Genomic DNA, 24,242 nt, shown 5'->3' with positions numbered 1-24,242 from the left:
AGGGTATGTTGCGCTGATCCGGAAACAGAAACACGGTTGCCATGCGCATCACCCTCTTTGCCGTCGGACGGCTCAAGGCAGGCCCCGAAAGCGAGCTTGCCAGCCGCTATCTGGATCGCTTCGCCAAATCCGGCGGCGCGCTCGGTCTCGATTTCGCCCGGACTATCGAGGTGGCCGAAAGCCGCGCCTCCACAGCCGAGCAGCGCAAGCGCGAGGAAGCGGCACAGCTGACCCGCGCCATGCCCGAAGGCGCGGCGCTGATTCTTCTCGATGAGCGCGGCAAGACACCCGATTCGCCCGGCTTTGCCGCCACGCTGGCAAGGCTGCGCGACGACGGTCGGCGCGACCTGGTCATCGCCATCGGCGGCGCCGACGGCCTCGACCAGGATCTGCATGCCAAGGCTGACGCCGTCATCTGCTTCGGCCGCATGACCTGGCCGCACCAGCTGGTCCGCATCATGGCCGCGGAGCAGCTCTACCGCGCGGCAACGATCCTCTCGGGTCATCCCTATCACCGAGCATGACCGCCGGATGATATCGGCGAACAGCCGGCTTCCACCGCGGCATCAATGGCTCTCAAAGAATTGATCCGCCGCGGCATCATGGTTCATGGAGCCTTAACGCGGAATTCGCTAGAGTGACACAATGCGCAGCCCCCGATCCGCACACACAACGCCCGGCACAGCATACCCTGTGCGATGGCTTGGCGTGTCGGTGATCCCGTTGCTGCGCAATTCCTTCGTGCTCGGACTGGCCGCCTTCATGCTGTTGGCGCAATCTGCGCTGATCCCCGCGCGAGCCACCGACGCCAACGAACCCGAATCCTCAAGCGTCGCGTCCGATCTCGAACAGGAACAGGAAGCCAGCCGGCTGGAACTTCGATCCGTCGCGGACGAGGCGGAACTGGCGGCCAAGGCCCTCGCGGCCCTGGAAGGCGATATCGCGGCTCTTCGGGCCGACCAGCAGGAGCTTGATCGCAAGATTGCCGAAACGGCGGCCCGGAGGACGGATCTGGACCAGCGAATCACAGCCGGCGAACAATCCATGACCGGCCTGTCCGAGCGGCAGGAATCGGTACGGCTGTCGCTTCTGTCACGCCGTTCCGTACTGGCCGAAGTGCTCGCGGCTTTGCAGCGCATCGGCCGCGATCCGCCACCGGCGCTGCTGGTCAGCCCCGAGGATGCGCTCTCATCGGTCAGGAGCGCCATCCTGCTCGGCGCTGTGGTTCCCGAGATCCGTGCCGAGACCGCCGCCCTGGCAGCCGACCTGAAAGAACTGGCCACGCTGCGCCAGGCCATTGCCAGCGAGCGGGTCTCGCTTGCCGCAGCGCTTGAACAGAACGCCGCCGAGGAGCAGCGTCTTGCCAACCTCGCCGCGGAAAAGGCTGCCCTGCAGCAAGAAAGCCAGCGCCGGCTGGACCGCGAGCGCCAGCGGGCCGAAGCGCTTTCAGTGCGCTCAAGCGAGCTCGAATCGGTCATCGCCTCGCTGGCCGAGGAAATCGTCTCGCTCAGGGAAGCTGCCGAAGCCGCCCGCAAGGCCGAGGAAGAGCGGCAGCGGCAGCTCGCCGAACGGCTCGAGCGCGCCCGTGCCTTCGCCGCCGTCGCCGTGCCCGACAAAAACCGCATTATGCCCGCATATCAGTTCTCGAAATTGTCGGGCACGCTGTCGCATCCGGTGAAGGGAGAGACCGTGCGTCACTTTGGTGCGGATGACGGCACCGGCCACACCCTTGCGGGTGAGGTTCTCGCCACCGATCAGGGCGCGACCGTACACGCCCCGGCCGATGGCTGGATCGCCTATGCCGGCCCGTTCCGCAGCTACGGCCAGGTGGTTATCATCGATACCGGAGAAAACCACCACGTGGTTTTGGCCGGAATGGAACAAATCAAGGTCGCAGCCGGGCGTTTCGTGGTTTCCGGCGAGCCCGTGGCCACCATGGGACAGACGAGATTTGCAGGTTCTGCGGCTTTGTCGCTGGCATCGGAGCGTCCAACGCTCTACATTGAAATCAGGAAAGACGGTCAACCGGTCGATCCACGGTTGTGGTGGAACGACGATATGTCTTCAAGAAAGGCAAGCAATGATACGTAAGGTGACACTATTGGCAGTAGGCGCTCTGATGGGCGCAACCGCCGTGAGCGCGATCAACTCCTATGGCGGTTCCGCCAACGCGGCAGGAACCGAAACCTATCGTCAGCTCGCCATTTTCGGCAATGTCTTCGAGCGGGTCCGCGCCCAGTATGTGACCCCGCCGGAGGAAGACAAGCTGATAGAGAAGGCCATCGACGGCATGCTCACGTCGCTTGATCCGCACTCGAGCTACCTCAACCAGGAAGCCGCGGATGACATGCGGACCCAGACCCGCGGCGAATTCGGCGGACTGGGCATCGAGGTCACCATGGAGGATGAGCTGGTCAAGGTCATCACCCCGATCGACGAGACGCCTGCCGCCCGTGCCGGGGTTCTTGCCGGTGACTTCATCTCCGAAATCGACGGCGAGCCGGTTCGCGGCCTCTCGCTCGGCGAGGCGGTGGACAAGATGCGCGGCCCGGTCAACACCTCGATCGAACTGACCGTTCTGCGCGAAGGTGCCGACCAGCCGATCAAGATCAAGGTTGTCCGCGACATCATCGCCGTCAAGGCAGTCCGCTACCGCGTCGAGGACGATCTCGGCTATCTCCGGGTGATCTCGTTCACCGAGAAGACCTATGACGATCTCTCCGATGCAATCGAGAAGATCTCCGACGAGATCGGCGAGGACAAGCTCAAGGGCTTCGTGCTCGACCTGCGCCTCAATCCGGGCGGTCTGCTCGACCAGGCGATCAGCGTGTCCGACGCCTTCCTTGATCGCGGCGAGATTGTCTCGACCCGCGGCCGCAATCCCGAAGAAACCCGGCGGTTCAACTCACGTCCTGGGGATCTTACAGGCGGCAAGCCGGTCATCGTCCTGATCAACGGCGGTTCGGCTTCGGCTTCCGAGATCGTCGCCGGCGCGCTGCAGGATCACCGGCGCGCGACCGTTCTGGGAACCCGGTCCTTCGGCAAGGGCTCCGTGCAGACGATCATACCGCTCGATGCCAAGACCGCGCTCAGGCTGACCACGGCGCTCTATTACACGCCGTCGGGAACCTCGATCCAGGGCACCGGCATCAAGCCCGACATCCGTGTCGAGGAGCCGGTTCCCGAGGAACTGCGTGGCCGTGTGAAACCATCCGGCGAGAGCGCGCTGCGTGGCCATATCCAGGGCGAGAACGAGGACGAGGAAGGCTCCGGCTCGATCGCCTATGTTCCGCCGGATCCGAAGGATGACGTTCAGCTGGGCTACGCAATGGACCTTCTGCGCGGCGTCAAGACCGATCCGGCCTTCCCGCCCAATCCGGATCAGGCGTCGATCAAGAACTGACGATCCCGTTTTTCCGCCGCCCCGTTTGCAAAGCTTCGGCTTGCATGCGGGGCGGCGGACTGATTCAATCAGGCCTCATCGGGATTCGGACCAAACATCGTGGACGACAAGATCCATCAACCGCTGGGGCAGAACCGCAAACCAGGGAGCAACCGGGCTGCACGCTCTGGCCATTCCTGGGCCAGTCTGCTGCTCGTCTCAGTCGCCATCTGTGCCGTCATCGGCACTGCCGGGTGGATGGCATTGTCAGGCGGCCGCATCGAGGGTGGCAATACCGTCGTCATGCTTGAACAGCCCGAACCGGCCACGACCGCGGACCCCGCGGGGAGCACGGACGGGCAACCGCCAGCGCCCGGCGCTTCCGGCACGCCGGTCACGACGCCCCGGACCGATGGCGGGCTCAACAGCCTGCACGGACGGTCGGGCGCCGAAATCTCGACAACGCTTGGCGAAAACGGTGAGGAGATCAACAAGATCACTCCGGTCAAACGGCCGGACAACCGGCCCGTCCTGCTCAATCCTCCCGGAAGGGTGGGGCAGAACCCGCGCCTGGCTCATCTGCCTGACCCGATGGTGACCGAAGAAACAGCCATGGGGCCACTACCGGTGCGCGGCGCCGATGGTGAGCGCGCCTTCGATATCTATGCACGGCCGTGGTCGGGAGCGCGCGGGACCCGCGTGGTGATCGTCGTCGGAGGGCTGGGTCTCAGCCAGACCGGTACGCAATACGCCATCAAGACGCTGCCTGAAGAGATCACGCTTGCTTTCGCCGCCAATGGCAACAGCCTGCAGCGCTGGATGCAGGAAGCCCGCCGCCAGGGCCACGAGATCCTGCTCCAGGTTCCGTTCGAGCCCTATGATTATCCCGCAAACGATCCCGGCGCCGGCACCCTTACGGTCGAGGCCGGCGCTGACGCCAACCTGGCAGATCTGCACACTGCCATGTCCCGCATCACCAACTACACAGGCATCACCAATTTCATGGGCGGCCGGTTTCTGGCCGAACCTGATGCGCTCGAGCCTGTCATGCGCGATCTCGCCGAACGCGGCATCATGTTCCTGGATGACGGCACGTCGGCCCGCTCGCTGACCGATCAGTTCGCAAAAACACTTGGCATTCCCTTCGCCGCATCCGACTTGGTACTCGACGTCACCCAGGAGCGCGGCTACATTCTTTCCCGGCTCGATGATCTGGAGCGGATAGCCAGACGCAACGGGACCGCCATCGCAGTCGCCTCGGCCTTTGAAGTTAGTGTCGATGCGATCGCAACCTGGGCAGAAGAGGCCAAGGCCCGGGGCATTGAAATTGTTTCGGCTTCGGCCGCCGCCGACGACCCCGAGAGGTAGGCATTCCATGGCGAGCAGTACCCAGCGCAACAAGCATCCGGACAGCCTGCCCTACCGCCTCTGTGTTGGCATCATGGTGCTCAACAGTGAGGGTCTTGTCTGGGCCGGGCGCCGCATCGCCGAAGGCAACACCGAGTATGACGGTTCGCCCCAGCTGTGGCAAATGCCCCAGGGCGGTATCGACGAAGACGAGATCCCGCAACAGGCAGCCCTGCGGGAGCTCTACGAGGAAACCGGGATGAAATCGGTCGAGTTGCTCGCCGAGGCCCCCGACTGGATCGATTACGATCTCCCGGACCATCTCATCGGCATAGGACTCAAGGGAAAATTCCGGGGCCAGCGCCAGCGCTGGTTTGCCATGCGCTTCAGTGGTGATGAATCAGAGATTCGCATCAACCCGCCACCGGGCGGCCACCTGGCGGAATTCGATGCCTGGGCATGGAAGCCCATGCACGACCTTCCGGGCCTGATCGTTCCCTTCAAGCGCAAGGCCTATGATCAGGTGGTTGGCGCCTTCTCTCAACTGGCGGGAATCCGGTCATGAAACTGATCGGGGTGCTGGGCGGACTTGGTTGGGAAGCCACATCCCGGTATTACCGGATGATCAACGAATACACGCAGAAGCAATTGGGCGAACAGCACACGGCCCGCATCCTGTTGCACACGGTCGATCACGCCGCAATCAAGTACCACAATGGCAGGGGCGATCTGAAAAAGGTCGTGGCGCTGCTGTCGGAAGCGGCCCGGAGTCTGAAGGACGGAGGGGCGGATTTCATCATCATTGCCAACAATGCCATGCATGAGTTTGCCGCCCAGATCGAGGAAGCGTCCGGCATAGATCTTCTGCACATATCCGACCCGACCGGTCAGGAAATCCGCGATGCCGGCTATTCCAGGGTTGCCCTGCTGGGGACGCGTGCCACGATGGAGGGGGATTTCTATTCCGACCGTGTCCTGAGCATCTCCGGCGCCGGGGTGATCACGCCGGACCTGCACGACCGGATCGAAATCAACCGGATCATCTACGACGAGCTGTCACGCGGCGTGCTTCGCTGCGGCGCCAGCAATTTTCTCGAGGGCATGATTGAAACCCTCCGCCGCCGTGGTGCCGAGGCCATCGTGCTGGGCTGTTCCGAACTGACGGCAGCTGTAACGCCCGACCGTGACAACGTCCGGATCTATGACACGACACGTCTCCACGCAAAGGCCGCGGCAAAGCGCGCACTGGAAGTCAGCTATGCCTGAACGGAAATGCATAGCCGGCAAAGTGGTCAATCGGTCAGCCATCGCTGGCGATTTCCCGGCCATTGCGCAGCTCGAAACCCTCAGCGATGTCCCGGATGGTTCCGGCCTGTCCGAAGCCCTGATTGCACTGCCCGCCGACACGCTTTCCTTCGTCGCCGAACTTGATGGAAACATCCTCGGCCACACCGTGCTGACAGCTGTTGCCGGGCCGGACCGGGCGCTTGCGCTGGCTCCGCTGGTCATCCTGCCCGCCTACCGGAACATGCAGATCGGCACCGGGTTGGTCCGCCACGCGTTGAACCAGGCCCGCGCACAAGGCTGGCAGTCGGTCTTCGTCTATGGTCAGCCGGATTACTATTGCCGATTCGGGTTCAAGTCACAGCTTGCAGACGGCGCGGACAGCCCCCTGCAGGGCCAGCGTTTCCTCGCCCTGGAGCTGAGCAAGGATGCGCTTTTCGGTTGGTCCGGCCCGGTGGCCTACCCGGAGCCTTATCTCAAGCGCATGAAATCAAAGGCGCGAAACTGAGTTTTCTCATCCCGACACAGCCATAAATCATCTGAAAAACAAAAGGCGGCCCGCAGGCCGCCTGGATGAGTATCCGACTAAAACACCGTCGCTGCTGATCAGATTGCCGCTTCCAGCGTTGTCAGATGGTCGAGATATTCCTGCGCCTTCTGCCGGACCGCATCGCTGGATGCATCCGCCACGTCTTCACGTGCGTCCTGGATCCGCTTGCCAAGGTCGTCGCGGTCGATATCGGTCACGGCAACGGCAGACTCGGCCAGCAGGGTGCAGCCTTCAGGCAGAATGTCGACAAAGCCGCCGAAGACCACGAAGCGATCGCTTTTCCCGTCAGAGGTAACAACCGTCACCACACCAGGCTTGATCGTGGTCATGGTCGGAGCATGATGCGCCATCACCGTCATTTCGCCGTCGGTGCCGGGAATGACGACTTCGGACACGGTCGCCGACAAGAGCAGCCGTTCCGGGGATACGAGTTCAAAATTGAAGCTGTCAGCCATGACGTTCACTTTATCGCAGTGCTGTTCGGATGCGCCGCGCAGGCTGGCCGGAGCCGGCCTGCGCGGGCAATTTCATGATTAGGCGACTTCGGCGGCCAGGCGCTGGGCCTTTTCGACGGCCTCTTCGATGGTGCCGACCATGTAGAATGCCGGCTCCGGAAGATGGTCGTAATCGCCGTTCACCAGGCCCTTGAAGCCCTTGATGGTGTCAGCGAGGTCAACCAGCTTGCCCGGCGAACCGGTGAACACTTCAGCCACGAAGAACGGCTGCGACAGGAAGCGTTCGACCTTGCGGGCGCGGGCCACGGTGACCTTGTCCTCTTCCGACAGCTCGTCCATGCCGAGAATGGCGATGATGTCCTGAAGCGACTTGTACCGCTGCAGAATTTCCTGGACTTCACGGGCAACCTCGTAATGCTCTTCACCGATGATCAACGGATCAAGCATACGCGAGTTGGAGTCGAGCGGGTCAACCGCCGGGTAGATGCCCTTTTCAGCGATCGAACGGTTCAACACCGTCGTTGCATCAAGGTGGGCAAAGGTCGACGCAGGCGCCGGGTCGGTCAAGTCATCGGCCGGCACGTAAACGGCCTGCACCGAGGTGATCGAACCCTTGTTGGTCGTCGTGATCCGCTCCTGCATCGCACCCATGTCGGTGCTCAAGGTCGGCTGATAGCCCACAGCAGACGGAATACGACCGAGAAGCGCCGACATTTCCGAACCGGCCTGGGTAAAGCGGAAGATGTTGTCAACGAAGAACAACACGTCCTGACCTTCGTCGCGGAACTGTTCGGCAATTGTCAGGCCGGTCAGCGCAACACGGGCACGCGCACCTGGAGGCTCGTTCATCTGACCGAACACGAGGGCGCACTTGGAGCCTTCGCCGCCGCCTTCCTTGTTCACGCCGGATTCGATCATCTCGTGATAGAGATCGTTGCCTTCGCGGGTACGTTCACCAACACCGGCAAACACCGAATAACCGCCGTGGGCTTTCGCGATGTTGTTGATCAGTTCCTGAATGAGAACCGTCTTGCCAACGCCGGCGCCGCCGAACAGGCCGATCTTTCCGCCACGTGCATAAGGAGCCAGCAGGTCGACAACCTTGATGCCGGTGACCAGAATTTCTGCTTCAGTCGACTGTTCGCTGAATTCCGGAGCCTCCTGGTGAATGGAGCGGCGTGCCTTTGTCTTGACCGGACCGGCGTCATCCACCGGCTCGCCGATCACGTTCAGGATGCGGCCGAGGGTTTCCGCGCCGACCGGCACCGAGATCGAATCGCCGGTGTCGACAACCTTCTGGCCGCGAACCAGACCTTCGGTCGAGTCCATGGCGATGGTGCGAACCGTGTTTTCACCCAGGTGCTGCGCCACTTCCAACACCAGGCGGTTGCCCATGTTGTCGGTTTCGAGCGCGTTCAGGATGGTCGGCAGCGCGCCTTCATCGAACGTCACGTCAACAACCGCACCGATGACCTGCGTCACGCGGCCGACTGCACCGGACTTGGCTGCAGCGCTTTTGACTGCGCTCGCCTTTGTCGCTGCTGCTGCGGGCTTCTTAGCCGCTGCGGGTTTTTTTGCCGCTGCGGGCTTGGTTGCCGGGGTAGCTGCCTTAGCCATGTATCTTACCCTCTTCCGTGTACCTTAGAGCGCTTCCGCGCCCGAAATGATTTCAATGAGTTCCTTGGTGATCTGCGCCTGCCGCTGACGGTTGTAGCTCATCGACAGCTTGTCGATCATCTCGCCAGCATTGCGGGTTGCGTTGTCCATAGCGGACATTTTCGCGCCCATCTCACCTGCAACATTCTCAAGCAGCGCCCTGAAGATCTGCACCTTGATCGAACGCGGCAGCAAATCCTCGAGGATTTCCTCTGCGCTCGGTTCGTAGTCATAGATCGCCGATGCGCTTGCGTCCGCATCAGCCGTTCCTGCCGAAGCGGGGATCAGCTGTTGCGCTGTCGGGACCTGGCTGATCACCGACTTGAACTCCGAGTAGAACAGGGTGCAGACGTCAAAGCCGCCCTGATCGAACAAGCCCATGACCTTTTCCGCGACCGTTTCGGCCTGGGCAAAGCTCATCTGCTTGACGTCACGGAAATCCACGCGCTCGATGATCATCGATGCGTATTCCCGGCGAAGGATGTCGTAGCCCTTCTTGCCGACGCAGAGGATCTTGACGGTCTTGCCATCAGCCACAAGCCGGCGCACATGATCGCGCGCAAACCGCGCAATCTGGCTGTTGAAGCCACCGCACATACCACGCTCGGCGGTGCAGACAACCAACAGATGCGTGTCGTCCTTGCCGGTGCCGGTCATCAGCTGCGGTGCATCGTCACCGCTGCCGACTGCCTCGGCGATGTTCGACATCACTGCCGCCATTCGCTGCGAATAGGGCCGTGCGGCCTCGGCCGCCTCCTGCGCACGCCGAAGCTTCGCCGCGGCGACCATCTGCATCGCCTTGGTGATCTTCTGCGTCGCCTTGACGGAGGCGATCCGGTTTTTCAGATCCTTGAGTGAAGGCATCCGTTATCCGTCCTCGGTCTGTTGCCGTTAGGCAAAGGTTTTGGCGAAAGCGTCGATAGCCGACTTCAGCTGAGACTTGGTATCGTCGCTGATAGCCTTCTCCTTGCGGATGGTCTCCAGCACGTCCTTGCCTTCGCTGCGCATGTAAGCCAGCAGGCCCTGCTCGAACTTGCCGACCTGGCGGACGGCGATCTTGTCGAGATAGCCATTCACGCCGGCAAAGATCACGGCAACCTGTTCTTCCGTCTTCAGCGGCGAGAACTGCGGCTGCTTGAGCAGCTCGGTCAGGCGCGCACCGCGGTTGAGAAGGCGCTGGGTCGCTGCATCGAGGTCGGAACCGAACTGCGCGAACGCAGCCATTTCACGATACTGGGCAAGCTCGCCCTTGATCGAACCGGCAACCTGCTTCATCGCCTTGATCTGTGCCGACGATCCCACGCGGGACACCGACAGACCGACGTTCACGGCCGGGCGGATACCCTGGAAGAACAGATCGGTTTCAAGGAAGATCTGACCGTCGGTGATCGAGATCACGTTGGTCGGGATGTAGGCCGACACGTCGTTGGCCTGGGTTTCGATCACCGGCAGAGCGGTCAACGAACCCGAACCATTGTCTTCGTTCAGCTTCGCAGCGCGCTCAAGCAGGCGCGAGTGAAGGTAGAAAACGTCGCCGGGATAAGCTTCACGGCCCGGAGGACGGCGAAGCAGCAGCGACATCTGGCGATAGGCAACGGCCTGCTTGGACAGATCGTCATAGGCGATCAGGGCATGCTTGCCGCTGTCGCGGAAATATTCGCCCATGGCGCAACCGGCGAACGGAGCCAGGAACTGCATCGGGGCCGGATCGGATGCCGTCGCAGCAATCACGATCGAGTACTTCATCGCGCCGCGATCCTCGAGGATCTTGACGAACTGGGCAACCGTCGAACGCTTCTGGCCGACAGCCACGTAAACGCAGAACAGCTTTTCAGCTTCCGGGCCGTTTTCATGGATCGGCTTCTGGTTCAGGAAAGTGTCGAGAATGATCGCGGTCTTGCCGGTCTGGCGGTCACCAATGATCAGCTCGCGCTGGCCACGGCCGACCGGGATCAGCGCATCGATGGCCTTGAGGCCGGTCGACATCGGCTCATGCACCGACTTGCGGGGCATGATGCCCGGAGCCTTGACGTCCACGCGGGCGCGGGTCTTGGACTTGATCGGGCCCTTGCCGTCGATCGGGTTGCCGAGCGCGTCAACGACGCGGCCCAGCAGTTCCGGACCAACCGGAACGTCCACGATGGCGCCGGTCCGCTTGACGATGTCGCCTTCCTTGATGTCCCGGTCGGAACCGAAAATCACGACGCCGACATTGTCGGCTTCAAGGTTGAGCGCCATGCCGCGAATTCCGCCGGGGAATTCGACCATTTCACCAGCCTGGACATTGTCGAGGCCGTAAACGCGGGCAATACCGTCACCGACGGACAGAACCTGACCAACTTCGGAAACTTCGGCTTCCTTGCCGAAATTCTTGATTTGATCCTTGAGAATTGCGGAAATTTCCGCGGCGCGGATATCCATCAGCCAACCTCTTTCAGTGCATGCTTAAGGGTGGAAAGTTTAGTGCGAAGCGATGTGTCGACCTGACGCGAGCCGATCTTGACGATCAGACCACCCAGCAGCGACGCATCGACTGTGACGTCGAGCGTCACTGTTTTCCCAGTCACGCTTGCGAGCGCGGCCTTGAGTTCTTTTTCCTGAGCCGCGGACAGCGCATGCGCTGTCTTCACGTCGGCGGTCACTTCGCCGCGCTCGCGCGCAACGGTCTCGTGATAGGACTGGATGATCGCAGGCACGGCGAAAAGCCGGCGGTTGCGGGCAACGACCTTGAGGAAGTTGCCGACCAGGCCGGAAATACCTGCCTTGTCGATCAGCGCCAGGATCGAGCGCGACTGGTCTTCGGCCGAAAAAACGGGGCTGTTGACGAGGCGCTGCAGGTCAGCGCTGCCGTCGATCATGGCCTGAAAACGGTTCAGATCCTTGGCTACGGCGTCAATCGACTTGGCGTCTGCCGCCAGCTCGTAAAGCGAGGAAGCATACCGTTCGGCGACACCGGATATTTGATGGGAGTTATCTGCCACGGGCGGGATTGTCTCTCATTGCCATCCAAACACCTGCGCTTGACCGAAAGCCGGAAAGGCAAGCCTCTGAATTTGTTACGGTAAATTTCGGAGAACCCAAGCTCGAAAGTTCGTTTTTCCCGAAATGCGCGGTCCGTCTAGCATAGAGCGCGGGGAGTCGCAACACGCCGGGTGCGGCATAACGCACCTGCTTTAGGATGAGACCGCTTCCTGATGCGCCCGCAATGCGCTTGAATCGACCGCGCCGGGTCAGATCCATCCCAGCCCGTAGAGCAGCGGCGCCGCCGCCAGCAGGATTTCGATCACCACGGACGCCAGGTTGAAAAAGGTCACGCCCCGGTCCGACATCATCGAGATGATCCGGCCGAAAGCCGTGAACGCCCAGCCGGCCCCGATGGCCAGGTAGATCAGCGGCTGGGCAAACAGCATGGCACAGAGACCCACGCCGAGATAGAACCCGGCCATCGTGGCCCGCGCTTCCGACACCGCTTCGGGATGATCGGGCAGGGTCTGCAGCCTGAGGATCCTGAGCGACAGCCGCGGCGCGAACAGCAGCATCAGGCCGAAAAGGATGGTCACCAGCGCCGAAGACCAGGCCAGCCACTCGCCCTGCGTCATCGGCCAATAGAATTCGATCATTCCCGCATCTCCGTTTCCTCTCCGGCTGCCTCGTGACCTGTCAGCCCTTGAGCATCCGGCAAATCGCCGCCCCGTCGCGTCAGAGCCTTACCACGGCGTGAGCGCCCGCCAAAGTCCTGCCACGTGCTCCCGGGCTCCTGGCGGGGCTTCCGGCAAACCGCCCGGCGCGCAGCCTTCAACTGCCCCGCGGGTCAGCCGCCTGCCGCCGCCTTGCGCTCGGCGCGGGCGATCTGCCGCTCCCGGTTCATGATGTAGATGCCGCTGATACAGATGATCGACGCGCCGAGGATGGTCCAGCCGTCGGGCACGTCGCCAAACACGAAATAGCCGAGCGCCGTCATCCACAGAAGCTGGCTATAGACGAACGGTGCCACCTTCGACGCACTGGCCCGCCGGCTGGCCTTGACCAGCAGCGCGTGCCCGCCGAGCCCCATCACCCCGAGACTGGCAAGCAGCACCCAGTCGAACAGCGACGACGGCATCTGACCGTAGATGAGCGCCGGGGGCGCCATCAGCACCGTCGCGAAGATCGAGGAATAGAACACCAGGCTCGCCTGGCTTTCCTGCATCGCCAGGTTCCGGGTCAGGATCGAGTAGAGCGAATAGGTGACAGTCGCCAGAATCGACCAGATGATCGACAGCGAGAACACGTCGGTGCCCGGCCGCACCACGATCAGCACGCCGACGAAGCCGACCATGATCGCCGCCCAGCGACGCGGGCCCGCCCATTCGCCCAGCAGCGGCCCGGCCATCGCCGTCACCAGCATCGGCACGGAAAGAAAGATGCTGATGGTCTGCGCCAGCTGCAACTCGCGCAACGCCAGGAAGTTGAACAGCGTCGTTGCCGGCAACAGAAGCCCGCGCAGGATCTGCAAAGGCGCGTTCTTCATCCGGTACATGTCGGCCCGGCGCCAGCCCTGGAAGGCGACGAGCGATATCACCGTGTGGCTCAGGAACCGGCACCAGACCACGAAAATCGCCGCATAGCCGGCGGTGACCAGGTACTTGGCGCCGGTGTCGAGCACGGCGAAACACATGAAGGTACAAAGCGCCAACAGCATCGCCACCGGCGGCATGGCCTCGCGGTCGACATCGTGCCGCGCCGGGCGGTGATTGGGTATGGGATCCAAGGTGAAGCTTTTCCTGATGTAACCGAACCGTCCCGGAACCGGGGCCGAACAAGACCTGAAGCGGGGAGCGGCAGGCCGGGCAGATGCTCGCGCCACACTGTCCGGGCCGCGCTGCACCCCAGACATGCACCGCAACCACGCGCCTGTCAAAGCCTCTCGCCCGCTTCCGCTCAATCGACGCCGCGGCAGCCGCGGCCTTACCGGCCGGCTTCCCCGAACATCTCGCGGATGATCCGGCCGGCATTGCGCGCCTCGAACTCCGATTCGCGCACCAGCGCATCGAAATGCTCTGTCAGCGCGGCGATCTGGCGGCTGTCGCGGTAGACCAGGTAGAACTGCCCGACATAGACCGCCGCCAGGAGCCGCCCGAAGATCGACACTGGCGCCGAAAACACCTTCTTCGCGTCGTAGAAATACAGCCTCAGCGACGGGTAGAGCCGCTCGCACCGCTCCGCCATGAAGTCGATCTGCGCGGCGCGGACATCCGCATCGAGACCCTGCCAGTAGCCCTCGCCGCGCGCCAGCGAGCGGATCTTGTCGATCGAGACGCAGATCTCGTAATCCGAGCCAGGCGCCCGGAGCCAGTCGGAGGTCTCGCGCATCGCGCCGCGCGCCTGTTCCGGCGTCTTGTCGAGAAAGGCGGCATATTCCCATTCGAGCACCGCCTCGGTCTTGAGGATATCTGGAAGCGTCGCCGGCACGTGGCGGATCTTGTGGCCCGCCGCCTCCTGGTGCCAGGCGATGATCTGCTCGTCCGCCGGCGTCCGCTGCGCAGTTGCCATCCGGAAATTCGCCGACAGCACTTCCGCCGCCGGTTCCGGTCGGTCCGAAAGGCCGAGCAGCCAGTCGGCGCTCACCCCCAGCGCGCTGGCGCATTCCGCCGCCAGATGCGCGTTTGGCAACCGTACCTCGTCGCCCGAAAGCAATTGCGCGATCGTCGACCGGTCCACCCCCGCCGCCCGCGCCAGCGCGCTGCGGCTCATGCCCGTCAGCGCCAGCCGGGCGGCCAGACGGGTGCGGAACAGCTCTGCGCGATCGTTTTTGTGCATCGCCGAGTTTTCACACATCTGATGATATTTATCAACATTCGTGTGTTTTTGCAGCGAAGATACCAAATTCCGGCAGGCGTACAAACCGCCTAGAAATCCCGCATCGCATCACCAGCACAGGGAGCCGCCGCAGACCATGGAATCGAAACTCAGGACCATCGCCAAAGCCATCACCTGGCAAGCCCTCGGCCTCGCCGTCACCGGCGCGCTGGCCTGGTTCCACACCGGCAACATGGCCACCGCCCTGAGCTTCGCCCTCTCCACGGCGGCAAGCGGGCTGGCGTTTTTTGTCGTGCATGAGCGGCTGTGGGCGCGGGTGCGGTGGGGGATTGATCGCTGAAGGGGCATGGGAGCGGCATGATATCCCCAAGATTCATTTTTGCTCCACTCTCCCATTATCCAGACTTTAGACCTGAGCCCAGCTCCTCTGCCGGGTACAGAAAACAGCTGTAGTCAACATCGTCTTCATGTGGTCTGCCAAACTGAACTTTACCCTTTGCCAATGACCAATAGGCAAGGTGTAGTTCGTCTACCCTGCTATCCGGAGAGACCCCCTGCTTTGCCCAATGGATGCGAAGGAACGTGAAGGTTAAATCAGAATACTCGGAGTCATCAAAAAACATCGCTGACGCAGCATACGAAGTGGCAGCCAATACAGCACCTAAAATTAACAATAAAAACGGATTCGAACTCAATAATGTCGATTCCTTCGCGCCAATCAGATCATAAACCCCAATAAATCCAGCTACAAATAGTGAAAATATCCAAATAATCGCCATAGGAGCTGCGCTTGCTACCAGCTTCGAAGGAAGCCGCTCGAATTTTTGCATTGCAAACTCGCGCTCCTCACTATCGATACCATCCTTGTCGGCGGCACCTACAAAAGCATAAGCTGCTTGCTTAGAAATTGGACGCATCACACGATAAAAAGCAATCAATTGGATTATTGAAATACGTAATATATATCGCCTCATAGGCGGAATAATTTGGTTAATATTAGTTCCAATGCACTCGGCCAAGTACGAAATTGAATTAGGTTCGGAATCAAGTCTCAATACAACTTTGGTCTCGTTGGATGATTTTTCCAACAAACGTGATGCTATTAGCTGAGCAGGACTCGTTTTAATCGCTACACCTTTAGCAATTAGAAACTCAAAGAATTGCTTGTGCGGGAACCTTAGATTGGTCGCGCCTCCTGCTGCATCAGGAACCAAAAGGCCAGCACTGCAAATTTCTGCAGCGATGAACTCCACCCGCTCTGCAGGACTTTCATCTGCAAACCTCTTTTCAAACTCAATTAAACCCTCAGATATTGTTGGCGATACACCGACTGATTTTGATGTTGAAATGAGGGTCTCGTAAACTTCTCGAACTAATTCTGTTATATCTGAACGAGCAATGGTGTTTTTCGCTTTCAAGCCAGACATTTTCCAAGCAACGCAGATTGTAAGGAGCTCTCGCACCTGTTTAGGCAAAATAAGATACCGCGAACCCGATGGAGCATCATGCTTAATTCGGTCTCGCTCAAGTTCTGCTTCTTTGCGCGAGAAAACAGCTTGAATGTACTTTTCGATAAGAACTGCCCCTGTGAGGGGTGCCCCGCCCTCTTGCAGATAGTGGATATCATTCCAGATGGTTGCCACAACGGGCAACATCGAGGGCCGAGAAAGAATTTCTAAGAAGTCTGGGTTTGTTTTGATTGCGTCTTCAATTCCTTCTCTCACCACTTTTTCGTAATTTCGACACGCGCTAATAATCTGATTGGGGTCTAGTTTTCTTAGTCTCCAGATGGACGTAAAGGCATCCCCGCCTAGCTTTCTAGATTCTTGGTTGCGCAAAGTCCGATTGGCTTCTTCCTGATCCAGAAAAAAGTTTGGTCGCCCTGTGAAAATAATTTTTGTGCCCGGGTAAGCGAACCGCCACAAAGCGTTAAAGTGCTGATGTCTGTAGAATGCTCGCCCTGCGTTTCTAAGCTCATCGAAACCTTCAAAAATGACGACGGCATCGCCCGCCTTGATAAGGTTCAGTACCTGCTGGGGTAACAAACGATACCTTGCACACCAAGGGGATAAAAACCCCAGCGGATCGGTTTCAGAAGGACTCTGCCCTCTCAATTCGATTAGAAGAGGCACACGTTCACCAATCACTCCCGACTCGACAAATCTCTTTGCCCAGTCGTAGCAGAGCTTGAGAAGAGCCGTGCTTTTGCCTTGCCCATACTCTCCAGTTAACGCAACGTGTTCACCGGATTGTTCGGCGAGCCAGGCAGTCAACTTTTTTGATAGGTCCTCCGGTAGATTTTCCTTGGCGGCAGTATCCACTTGGAGATCAACATAGGAACCTCCAAGCGTAGCGGACGTCCCACCTATGCGAGTTTTTTCAAATGTATCGATGATCGATCTTGCGTAGTTGAAAAGATCGAGTCCTTTCAGGATCAGATCTCGGGACGAAAACAGAGTAATGCTCTTTCCTGAGGCTTCTATGTCACCTGGCGTGGCTTCATAAGGTCCAGCGGACATATGAACTGCAAAAATCCTAAACTCGTCCAATTCGCCAAATTTTTTACCCAAATTATTAAGTCTGCTCTCCATCTCTGGCTTGGAAGGTCGAGAATCGCAGATAAAAACAATGATGGGTTGGGTGTCCTCCGGCCGAAGGCCCAAAATCTCACCAACCCAATGTTTGCCGTCATCGCGCCAACCATCATCTGGAATGCGGATCTCACTAATTGCCGAAACAAGCATGTCTCTTAGAAGGTCTTTTGTCGGAATTGGTAGCGGTGGCTCCGATATTTTGTCTTTCCAGTTGGCCACTGCATCGCTTGCCAAAGGATCCGTTTGGCTCCGGATAAGGTGTCTCAATTGTTCGAGCGTCAGAGCCGCGATGCTGTTCTCGAGGTGTTTTTCTGCGAGATCAACCTCAGATACTCGCGGCGGGGCATCCCAAGATTTGACTGTAGTAACGCCGAAGCGGTAAATCATAATCATCGCTGCGATTGTCAGAGGTAGCACCAAGATTGAAGGTACACCGTTCTCTATAGGGCCAAAGCCCAAAGCTACGGAGACCTTAGACGCAATCGAAACAGGCAGGCTTGAAGACATAGCGGAAAGTCCAGCCAACAAGCATGTGAACATTGTTGATACGACAGTCAGCGCAAATCGCCCTTTTGATGCTCGCATGCGCCAACGCATCCAAAAAAAGAGCAATACAGAGCAGAGAAAGATGAATGCAGACACATAAAAAAGAGCAAGCATGCGAATAAGACCGATTATTTTCGAGTAACTCTGTCGATTCTCACGACTGGGTTAAGATAATTTTCCAAAAGAATTCAATATTAATTACCTAAATGCGGCTCCATGACAAGTTTGGCAAAATGAATCGCACGCATTTTCGATGTGCACCTAATGCATCAGAAATTCGTATAGCTGCGGAGCAATAAACAAACTCCCCTCTCACCCCTCACAAGAAACTCTGCGGATCTATATCCACCTGCACCTGCACCGAGCCGCGCGGCTTTGGCCCCTGGCCGAGCATCGCGCGCACAAACCCCTGCATGTCCTTGCCCCGTTCGCCATGCACCAGCAGCCGGAAGCGGTAGCGGCCACGGATCAGGGCCAGCGGGGCTTCCGCCGGGCCCAGCACCATGATGCCGGGCGCGGCAGGCGCCGCGGCGCGCAAGCCCCGCGCGTGGGTCTCGGCCTCGGGCCGTGTGGCGGCCGAGACGATCACCGAGGCGAGGCGGCCGAAGGGGGGGAGCATCGCCCGGTTGCGCTCGTCGGTCTCGCGTTCGTAGAACGCCTCCGGCTCGCCCGAGGCCAGCGCCTGCATCACCGGGTGCTGCGGCTGGTAGGTCTGGATCAGGCCCAGGCTCTTGCGCCCCGAGCGCCCGGCCCGGCCGGTCACCTGCGACAGGAGCTGATAGGTCCTCTCGGCGGCGCGCGGGTCGCCGTTCGACAGCCCCAGGTCGGCGTCGACCACGCCCACCAGCGTCATCAGCGGGAAATTGTGCCCCTTGGCCACCAGCTGCGTGCCGATGACGATATCCGCCTCGCCCTTGGCGATCGCCTCGAGCTCGATCCTCAGCCGCCGCGTGCCGCCCGCCATATCAGACGACAGCACGATGACGCGCGCATCGGGGAAATGCTTGTCGGCTTCCTCGGCGATCCGCTCGATCCCCGGCCCGCAGGGCGTCAGGTGGTCGAGCGCGCCGCAGGACGGGCAGGCCTGCGGCGTGGGTTCATTGTGGCCGCAATGATGGCACTGCAGCTGGCCTCGGAACCGGTGCTCGACCAGCCAGCTCGAACAGTCCGGGCACTCGAAGCGGTGGCCGCATACCCGGCACAGCGTCAAGGGCGCATAGCCACGCCGGTTGAGAAACAGCAGCGACTGTTCCTTGCGTTCCAGCGTCTCGGCCATGGCTTTCAGCAAGAGCGGCGACAGGAACCCGCCGCGCGCCGGCGGAGAACGCCTGAGATCGACGAGTTTGAGGTCCGGCAGCCCGGCATCGGCATACCGGCCCGGCAGCAAAAGGTGGCTGTAGCGGCCCTGCTGCGCGTTGACCCGGCTTTCGATCGACGGCGTCGCCGACGCCAGCACCACCGGAATTCGGGCGAGCCTGGCGCGGACCACCGCCATGTCGCGGGCGTTGTAGAACACCCGGTCTTCCTGCTTGTAGGCCGGGTCGTGCTCCTCGTCGACGATGATCAGCCCGAGATCATGAAACGGCAGGAACAGCGCCGAGCGCGCGCCCGCCACCACGCTGACGCGGCCCTCGGTCACCTGCCGCCACACCTTCTCGCGCATCCTCGGCGCCAGTTCCGAATGCCATTCCGCCGGCCGCGCGCCGAAACGGTCGTGAAACCGGTCGAGAAACTGGGCCGTTAGAGAGATCTCCGGCAGCAGGATCAGCACCTGCCGTCCGGCCCGCACGGCTTCCGCGATCGCCTCGAAATAGACCTCGGTCTTGCCCGAGCCGGTGACCCCGTCAAGCAGCGTCACCCCGAACCCGCTTTTTGCAACCGTTGCCCTGAGCGCGTCCGCGGCCTCCGCCTGACCGTCCTCCAGCAGCGCCGGCTGATAATCGGGATCGGGCTGAGGCACCACCGGCGGCGGCGGCAGCTTCACCGGCTCGAACACCCCTTGCGCGAAAAGCCCGTCGATCACGCTCGGCGTCACGCCTGCCGCATGCGCCAGCCCGCTCTTGCTCCAGGCCAGCCCGTCGCCCGCCTGCTCAAGCACCCGTTCGCGCGCCGCCGTCAGCCGTTCCGGCCGTGTATCGGTGAGCCGCAGCGCATCGATCATCGGTTCGGGATCGAAGGCGGCCGGCGCCCGCAGCGCCATCCGCGCCACCAGTCCCGGCGGCGACAGCGTGTAGGCCGACACCCAGTCGATGAAGCGGCGCATCGGCTCGTTGACCGGCGGGCAGTCGAACACCTGGGTGATCTCGCGCAGTCTGTCCGGATTGACCTGGTCGGCCTCCCCGTCCCAGACGATCCCGGCCACCAGCCGCGGCCCCAGCGGCACCTGCACGATCTGCCCCGGCCCGGCGTCCACCCCCTCCGGCAGCGCATAGGAATAGGCGCGCTCCGCCGGCATCGGGATGAGCACGGGAACAACCTTGCGGGGGAACAGCCCGCCTTCAATTTGTCGCGAATCTTTGGCCATGTGGCGTGACCTTGCCCCCGCTTTGGGCTAAAGGGAACCCGGAATTGTTAAGAGCGCCCCGGACAATCCCGGCTGGCGCAGCTTGGGAGTGTGAAATGAAATTCTTTGTCGACACAGCCGACGTGAACGAGATCCGGGAACTCAACGATTTGGGCCTGATCGACGGCGTCACCACCAACCCTTCGCTGATCATGAAATCCGGCCGCGACATCCGCGAAGTCACCAAGGAGATCTGCTCAATTGTCGACGGTCCGGTCTCCGCCGAGGTCGCCGCCACCGAATATGACGCGATGATGAAGGAAGCGGCCGTGCTGGCCAAGATCGCCGACAACATCTGCATCAAGCTGCCGCTGACGCTCGACGGCCTGAAGGCCTGCCGTGCATTGACCTCCGACGGCCACATGACCAATGTGACGCTGTGCTTCTCGGCCAACCAGGCGCTGCTCGCCGCCAAGGCTGGCGCGTCCTTCATTTCGCCCTTCATCGGCCGCCTCGACGACATGGGCATCGACGGCATGGACCTGATCCGCGAAATCCGCCAGATCTACGACAATTACGGCTTCGAAACCGAAATCCTCGCCGCCTCGATCCGCACCGTGGGTCACGTCAAGGAAGCCGCCCTGATCGGCGCCGATGTCGCAACCATCCCCGCCTCGACCATCAAGGCGCTGGTCAAGCATCCGCTCACCGACAAGGGCCTCGACGCGTTTCTGGCCGACTGGAAGAAGACCGGCCAGACCATCGCCTGATCCGGCTGGCCGGATCACGTTCCATGAAATGAAGCTGAAGCGGCCCGGTCACCCCGGGCCGTTTTGTCATTCCGGGTCAAGGCAAGCAGTCAGGCCGGGGCCGTCACGTGCTGTGAGAAAGCGTTGGTGAAACGTCTCGAGCGCCTTGCGGCTCAGGCCGCCTGGCTCCAGCCCTTCGGGGCCGGCTCGAAGGCCCGGTCCGCGTCTTTCGCAAGCCCGTGCACGGTGTGATACTCGAGCGCCCGGACCGCTTCCGCGGGGTCGCCATCGAGCGCGTCGGGCATGATCGGTTCTCCGACCGTGAAGCGGAACGTGTGGTGCTTCTTGTTGAGCAGCTCGTGAAACACGGTCATGTCGCGCAATTCGGTCGAATGTTTCGACAGCCAGTAGAACAGGCCGGAATTGCGCGCCGAGATATTGACCGGCACCACCGGCAATTCATGCCGCTTGGCCAGCGTCACCGCCGACAGCTTCCATGGGCGTTCCGTCAGCCTGCCCTCGTGCCAGAAGGCGATGCGGCCTGACGGAAACAGCACCGTGGCCTTTCCATCCTGCACCGCGCGGTTGGTCAGCTGCAGGGTTTCGCGGGTCTTGTCGCGGCTTTTGTAGTCGTCGCGCCACTCGACCGGGATGATGATTTCGTTGAAGCGCGGGCTGACCCGCACCGCGTCGCGGTTGGCGAAAATCATCATGTCGGGGCGATGGCGGCTCAGGAAATCATACATCGCCACGCCGTCGGCGATGCCGGTGGGGTGGTTGGCAACCAGCAGGAAGCCGCCTTTTTTCGGGATCCGCTCCTGGCCGCGCGACTGGATGTCGAGCTTCAGAATGTCGCTGAGGTGGCGAAACGCCTCGTGACCGGACATGGTGCCGATGGCGTCGGCCATGCGCACTGCGGCGCCGTACTTCAGCGTCGCATAGAGAAACGGCCGCATCACCGGCCAGGCCGGGTGCGCCACCAGACGGCCGCCGCGCTCGGCGATCAGCCGGTCGATGATATGGCCGGGGCGGCCATGGGCCAACACCTGCAACCGGTCTGAAATCTCAGCCACATACGCCATGGATTCGACTCTCTTTCGTCCGCCTGACAAAACCTATGGCAACCAATTATGATGCCATGATGACATCAGTCCGCCGGATCCGTTTACCCCCCGCTAAGCCCACTATGCAATAGTTGGCGCCAAGTTTGGCCGCAGGTGTGGCCGCCCGGTCGCACCACGGAGCGTTCCGGTAGGCCGTTGCAAATCACGGATCCATCATGAACCAGCCTCTCGTCATTGCCGCTCCCGACGTCATTGCCGAACAGCAGCACTGGCTCAACCAGCTGACCGATGAGCGGCGCCTGTCGCCCAAGACCGCCGACGCCTATGAACGCGACCTGCGCCAGTTTCTGGGGTTTCTGACCACGCATCTCGGCGGTCCCCCACGGATCGCCGACCTCGCCGATCTGCGCCCGCTCGACCTGCGCGCCTTCATGGCCGAACGGCGGCGCGGTGGTGCCGGCGCAAGAACGCTGGGACGCGGACTTGCCGGGATCCGGTCGTTCCTGCGCCATCTCGAACGCAAGGGCATGGCCAATGCAGCCGGCGCTTCGGCCACACGCGCGCCGCGCCAGCCCAAGTCGCTGCCCAAGCCCCTGAGCGCGCGCGATGCCCTGCGCGTGGTCGACACCGACCTCCAGATGTCGGACGAACCCTGGATCGCCGCCCGCTCGAGCGCCGTTCTGACCCTGCTCTATGGCTGTGGCCTGCGCATTTCCGAGGCGCTGTCACTGACGGCGAATGACCTGCCGCGCGACGGCGAAACACTGAGGATCACCGGCAAGGGCGGCAAGACCCGCATCGTGCCGCTGCTGGCTGTGGCCAGACAAGCCATCGCCGAATACCGCAGGCTCTGCCCCTATTCGCCCGGTCCCGATCAGCCGATGTTCCGCGGCGCACGCGGCGGTCCGCTGCAGCCGGCCATCGTGCAGAAGGAAATGCGGCGCCTGCGCTCGGCGCTCGACCTGCCCGAGACCGCCACCCCGCATGCGCTCAGACACTCCTTCGCCACCCACCTTCTGGCTGGCGGCGGCGATCTCCGAACCATCCAGGAACTGCTCGGCCACGCCAGCCTGTCGACCACCCAGGTCTACACCGGCATTGATGCCAGCCGGCTCATAGACATCTACGACCGGGCCCACCCCCGCGCCTGAGCCAAACAGCCGGCCCGAACAGCTAGCCCGAACACCTGAACGGGCACAAATTTCCAGCCGCCCCTTGCATCAGGCGGCAGTTCCGGTCGAAACCGTGCATGGTTCCTTTCGATCAACCGTCAGCAAGCAGCGATAAAGCCATGTCCGTCTCCGATATTCTCCCCATCGTTCTCCGCATCGCGGTGATCTCCGTCATCATCTATTTCCTGATCGCCTTCGGGCTGATCCTGTCCCAGGGTGCCTCAGACAAGATTGCCGGCGAAACCATCGATTTTTCCGGCCAGACGGCGGGCGCAAGGCCCGAACCCGCGCCCTTGCAGACCTATCAGGCGCGCGACGGCGCCACGCTCGGCTATCGCCACTACGGCAGCGGAAACGCCGATACGCCGCTCGTCATCTTCATCCACGGATCGGGCTGGCATGGCGGCGCCTATGACGGGCTTGCACGGTCCATCGCCGGGAAGGCCGGCGTCGAGGTTGCCCTGCCGGACCTGCGCGGCCATGGCCCCGACCCGCAAACCCGCGGCGACATTGCCCATGTCGGCCAGTTCGAGGAAGACATCGCCGATCTCGCGGCGCTGCTGCGCAAACCCGGCCAGCCACTGGTGCTTGGCGGCCATTCGAGCGGCGGCGGACTGGTCGTCCGCTTTGCCGGCGGAGACCACCGCTCCACGCTCGACGGCGCGGTGCTGCTGGCGCCGTTTCTCAAGTACAACGCCCCCACCACGCGCCCTAATTCCGGCGGCTGGGCCCGGCCGCTGACCCGCCGCATCATCGGTCTGTCGATGCTTAATGCCGTGGGAATCACCGCGCTCAACGGCCTGACCGCGATACAGTTCAACTTCCCCGCCGAGGTGCTGAACGGCCCCGAGGGCGGCACTGCCACCACGAGCTACAGCTACCGCCTCAACACCGCCTATGCACCGCGCAACGATTATCTCGCCGACATTGCCACGCTGCCGCCCTTCCTGCTGATTGCCGGCGCAGACGATGAATCCTTCGTTGCCTCGGGCTATGAGCCGCTGATGAAAACCGTCAACCCGGACGGCCGCTACCGGTTGCTTGACGGGCAATCCCATCTCGGCGTGATCGACGATGAGCGCACCGCGGAATTGATCGCCGGATTCCTTGGCGATTTGCCCGGCGCGCGCCGGCCGTAAGC

22 protein-coding genes are annotated in these 24,242 nt (G+C 61.5%); 11 read left to right on the top strand and 11 right to left on the bottom strand.

What is annotated here, in order from left to right; translation table 11 throughout:
* Positions 1–41: 41 nt before the first annotated feature.
* The 7 genes from rlmH (at position 42) to SPHINGO391_RS24040 (ending at position 6,521) form a co-directional block, all read left to right on the top strand.
* On the top strand, positions 42–524 hold the full coding sequence (rlmH, locus tag SPHINGO391_RS24070) for a 23S rRNA (pseudouridine(1915)-N(3))-methyltransferase RlmH (RefSeq protein WP_152011223.1): 483 nt from the start codon (positions 42–44) through the stop codon (positions 522–524).
* A 169-nt stretch (positions 525–693) separates the two neighbouring features.
* Complete coding sequence (locus tag SPHINGO391_RS24065; RefSeq protein ID WP_193217400.1) at positions 694–2,091, top strand: peptidoglycan DD-metalloendopeptidase family protein; 1,398 nt, start codon at positions 694–696, stop codon at positions 2,089–2,091.
* The gene (locus tag SPHINGO391_RS24060; protein WP_152011221.1) at positions 2,081–3,403 is read left to right on the top strand and encodes a S41 family peptidase; all 1,323 of its coding nucleotides are present in this window, start codon (positions 2,081–2,083) and stop codon (positions 3,401–3,403) included. The genes SPHINGO391_RS24065 and SPHINGO391_RS24060 overlap by 11 nt, the downstream gene beginning before the upstream one ends.
* A 99-nt stretch (positions 3,404–3,502) precedes the next feature.
* The gene (locus SPHINGO391_RS24055; protein ID WP_152011220.1) at positions 3,503–4,750 is read left to right on the top strand and encodes a divergent polysaccharide deacetylase family protein; all 1,248 of its coding nucleotides are present in this window, start codon (positions 3,503–3,505) and stop codon (positions 4,748–4,750) included.
* 7 nt (positions 4,751–4,757) lie between these two features.
* Entirely contained in the window at positions 4,758–5,294 is a 537-nt protein-coding gene (locus SPHINGO391_RS24050; protein WP_152011219.1) for an RNA pyrophosphohydrolase, read from the top strand.
* Positions 5,291–5,995 carry an amino acid racemase gene (locus tag SPHINGO391_RS24045; RefSeq protein WP_152011218.1) on the top strand — a complete coding sequence of 235 codons (705 nt, stop codon included), beginning with the start codon at positions 5,291–5,293 and terminating at the stop codon, positions 5,993–5,995. Before SPHINGO391_RS24050 ends, SPHINGO391_RS24045 begins: the two co-directional genes overlap by 4 nt.
* Positions 5,988–6,521, top strand: a complete 534-nt coding sequence (locus SPHINGO391_RS24040; protein ID WP_193217399.1) for an N-acetyltransferase — start codon at positions 5,988–5,990, stop codon at positions 6,519–6,521. The genes SPHINGO391_RS24045 and SPHINGO391_RS24040 overlap by 8 nt, the downstream gene beginning before the upstream one ends.
* A 98-nt stretch (positions 6,522–6,619) precedes the next feature.
* On the opposite strand, the gene SPHINGO391_RS24035 is transcribed toward SPHINGO391_RS24040, so the two are convergent.
* From SPHINGO391_RS24035 to SPHINGO391_RS24000, 8 genes are all read right to left on the bottom strand, one after another.
* A complete protein-coding gene (locus SPHINGO391_RS24035) occupies positions 6,620–7,018 on the bottom strand; it encodes a F0F1 ATP synthase subunit epsilon (RefSeq protein ID WP_152011216.1) in 399 nt (132 codons plus the stop codon).
* A 78-nt stretch (positions 7,019–7,096) separates the two neighbouring features.
* A complete protein-coding gene (gene atpD, locus SPHINGO391_RS24030; protein ID WP_152011215.1) occupies positions 7,097–8,635 on the bottom strand; it encodes a F0F1 ATP synthase subunit beta in 1,539 nt (512 codons plus the stop codon).
* A 24-nt stretch (positions 8,636–8,659) separates the two neighbouring features.
* Entirely contained in the window at positions 8,660–9,538 is an 879-nt protein-coding gene (locus SPHINGO391_RS24025; protein ID WP_152011214.1) for a F0F1 ATP synthase subunit gamma, read from the bottom strand.
* 27 nt (positions 9,539–9,565) lie between these two features.
* A complete protein-coding gene (gene atpA, locus SPHINGO391_RS24020; protein ID WP_152011213.1) occupies positions 9,566–11,095 on the bottom strand; it encodes a F0F1 ATP synthase subunit alpha in 1,530 nt (509 codons plus the stop codon).
* Positions 11,095–11,655, bottom strand: coding sequence for a F0F1 ATP synthase subunit delta (locus SPHINGO391_RS24015; protein ID WP_152011212.1), 561 nt, complete (start codon positions 11,653–11,655; stop codon positions 11,095–11,097). The genes atpA and SPHINGO391_RS24015 overlap by 1 nt, the downstream gene beginning before the upstream one ends.
* Positions 11,656–11,904: 249 nt before the next feature.
* The gene (locus SPHINGO391_RS24010; protein ID WP_193217449.1) at positions 11,905–12,291 is read right to left on the bottom strand and encodes a DUF4345 family protein; all 387 of its coding nucleotides are present in this window, start codon (positions 12,289–12,291) and stop codon (positions 11,905–11,907) included.
* Between the two features lie 194 nt (positions 12,292–12,485).
* Positions 12,486–13,424 (bottom strand): DMT family transporter, encoded by a 939-nt coding sequence (locus SPHINGO391_RS24005; RefSeq protein ID WP_244615348.1) that lies wholly within the window; start codon positions 13,422–13,424, stop codon positions 12,486–12,488.
* Positions 13,425–13,621: 197 nt separating this feature from the next.
* Positions 13,622–14,473, bottom strand: a complete 852-nt coding sequence (locus SPHINGO391_RS24000; RefSeq protein WP_152011210.1) for a helix-turn-helix transcriptional regulator — start codon at positions 14,471–14,473, stop codon at positions 13,622–13,624.
* A 136-nt stretch (positions 14,474–14,609) separates the two neighbouring features.
* On the opposite strand from SPHINGO391_RS24000, the gene SPHINGO391_RS23995 reads away from it, so the two are divergent.
* Positions 14,610–14,813 (top strand): DUF2061 domain-containing protein, encoded by a 204-nt coding sequence (locus tag SPHINGO391_RS23995; protein WP_152011209.1) that lies wholly within the window; start codon positions 14,610–14,612, stop codon positions 14,811–14,813.
* 55 nt (positions 14,814–14,868) lie between these two features.
* On the opposite strand, the gene SPHINGO391_RS23990 is transcribed toward SPHINGO391_RS23995, so the two are convergent.
* Together SPHINGO391_RS23990 and SPHINGO391_RS23985 are read right to left on the bottom strand one after the other, a co-directional pair.
* Positions 14,869–17,727 (bottom strand): hypothetical protein, encoded by a 2,859-nt coding sequence (locus tag SPHINGO391_RS23990; RefSeq protein WP_152011208.1) that lies wholly within the window; start codon positions 17,725–17,727, stop codon positions 14,869–14,871.
* Between the two features lie 205 nt (positions 17,728–17,932).
* On the bottom strand, positions 17,933–20,137 hold the full coding sequence (locus tag SPHINGO391_RS23985; RefSeq protein WP_152011207.1) for a primosomal protein N': 2,205 nt from the start codon (positions 20,135–20,137) through the stop codon (positions 17,933–17,935).
* A gap of 95 nt (positions 20,138–20,232) precedes the next feature.
* On the opposite strand from SPHINGO391_RS23985, the gene fsa reads away from it, so the two are divergent.
* Positions 20,233–20,886, top strand: coding sequence for a fructose-6-phosphate aldolase (fsa, locus tag SPHINGO391_RS23980; protein ID WP_152011206.1), 654 nt, complete (start codon positions 20,233–20,235; stop codon positions 20,884–20,886).
* A gap of 152 nt (positions 20,887–21,038) precedes the next feature.
* Here fsa and SPHINGO391_RS23975 read toward each other — a convergent pair whose 3' ends face one another.
* Positions 21,039–21,947 carry a 1-acyl-sn-glycerol-3-phosphate acyltransferase gene (locus SPHINGO391_RS23975; protein WP_152011205.1) on the bottom strand — a complete coding sequence of 303 codons (909 nt, stop codon included), beginning with the start codon at positions 21,945–21,947 and terminating at the stop codon, positions 21,039–21,041.
* A gap of 197 nt (positions 21,948–22,144) precedes the next feature.
* Here SPHINGO391_RS23975 and SPHINGO391_RS23970 point away from each other — a divergent pair, with 197 nt between their 5' ends.
* Positions 22,145–23,080, top strand: coding sequence for a tyrosine recombinase XerC (locus SPHINGO391_RS23970; protein ID WP_152011204.1), 936 nt, complete (start codon positions 22,145–22,147; stop codon positions 23,078–23,080).
* Between the two features lie 140 nt (positions 23,081–23,220).
* The gene (locus SPHINGO391_RS23965; RefSeq protein ID WP_193217398.1) at positions 23,221–24,240 is read left to right on the top strand and encodes an alpha/beta fold hydrolase; all 1,020 of its coding nucleotides are present in this window, start codon (positions 23,221–23,223) and stop codon (positions 24,238–24,240) included.
* Positions 24,241–24,242: the final 2 nt, after the last annotated feature.

The organism is Hoeflea sp. EC-HK425 (assembly GCF_902498795.1).
In the GTDB taxonomy this organism is placed as follows: domain Bacteria; phylum Pseudomonadota; class Alphaproteobacteria; order Rhizobiales; family Rhizobiaceae; genus Hoeflea; species Hoeflea alexandrii.
This window is presented reverse-complemented; position numbering and strand designations above follow the sequence as displayed.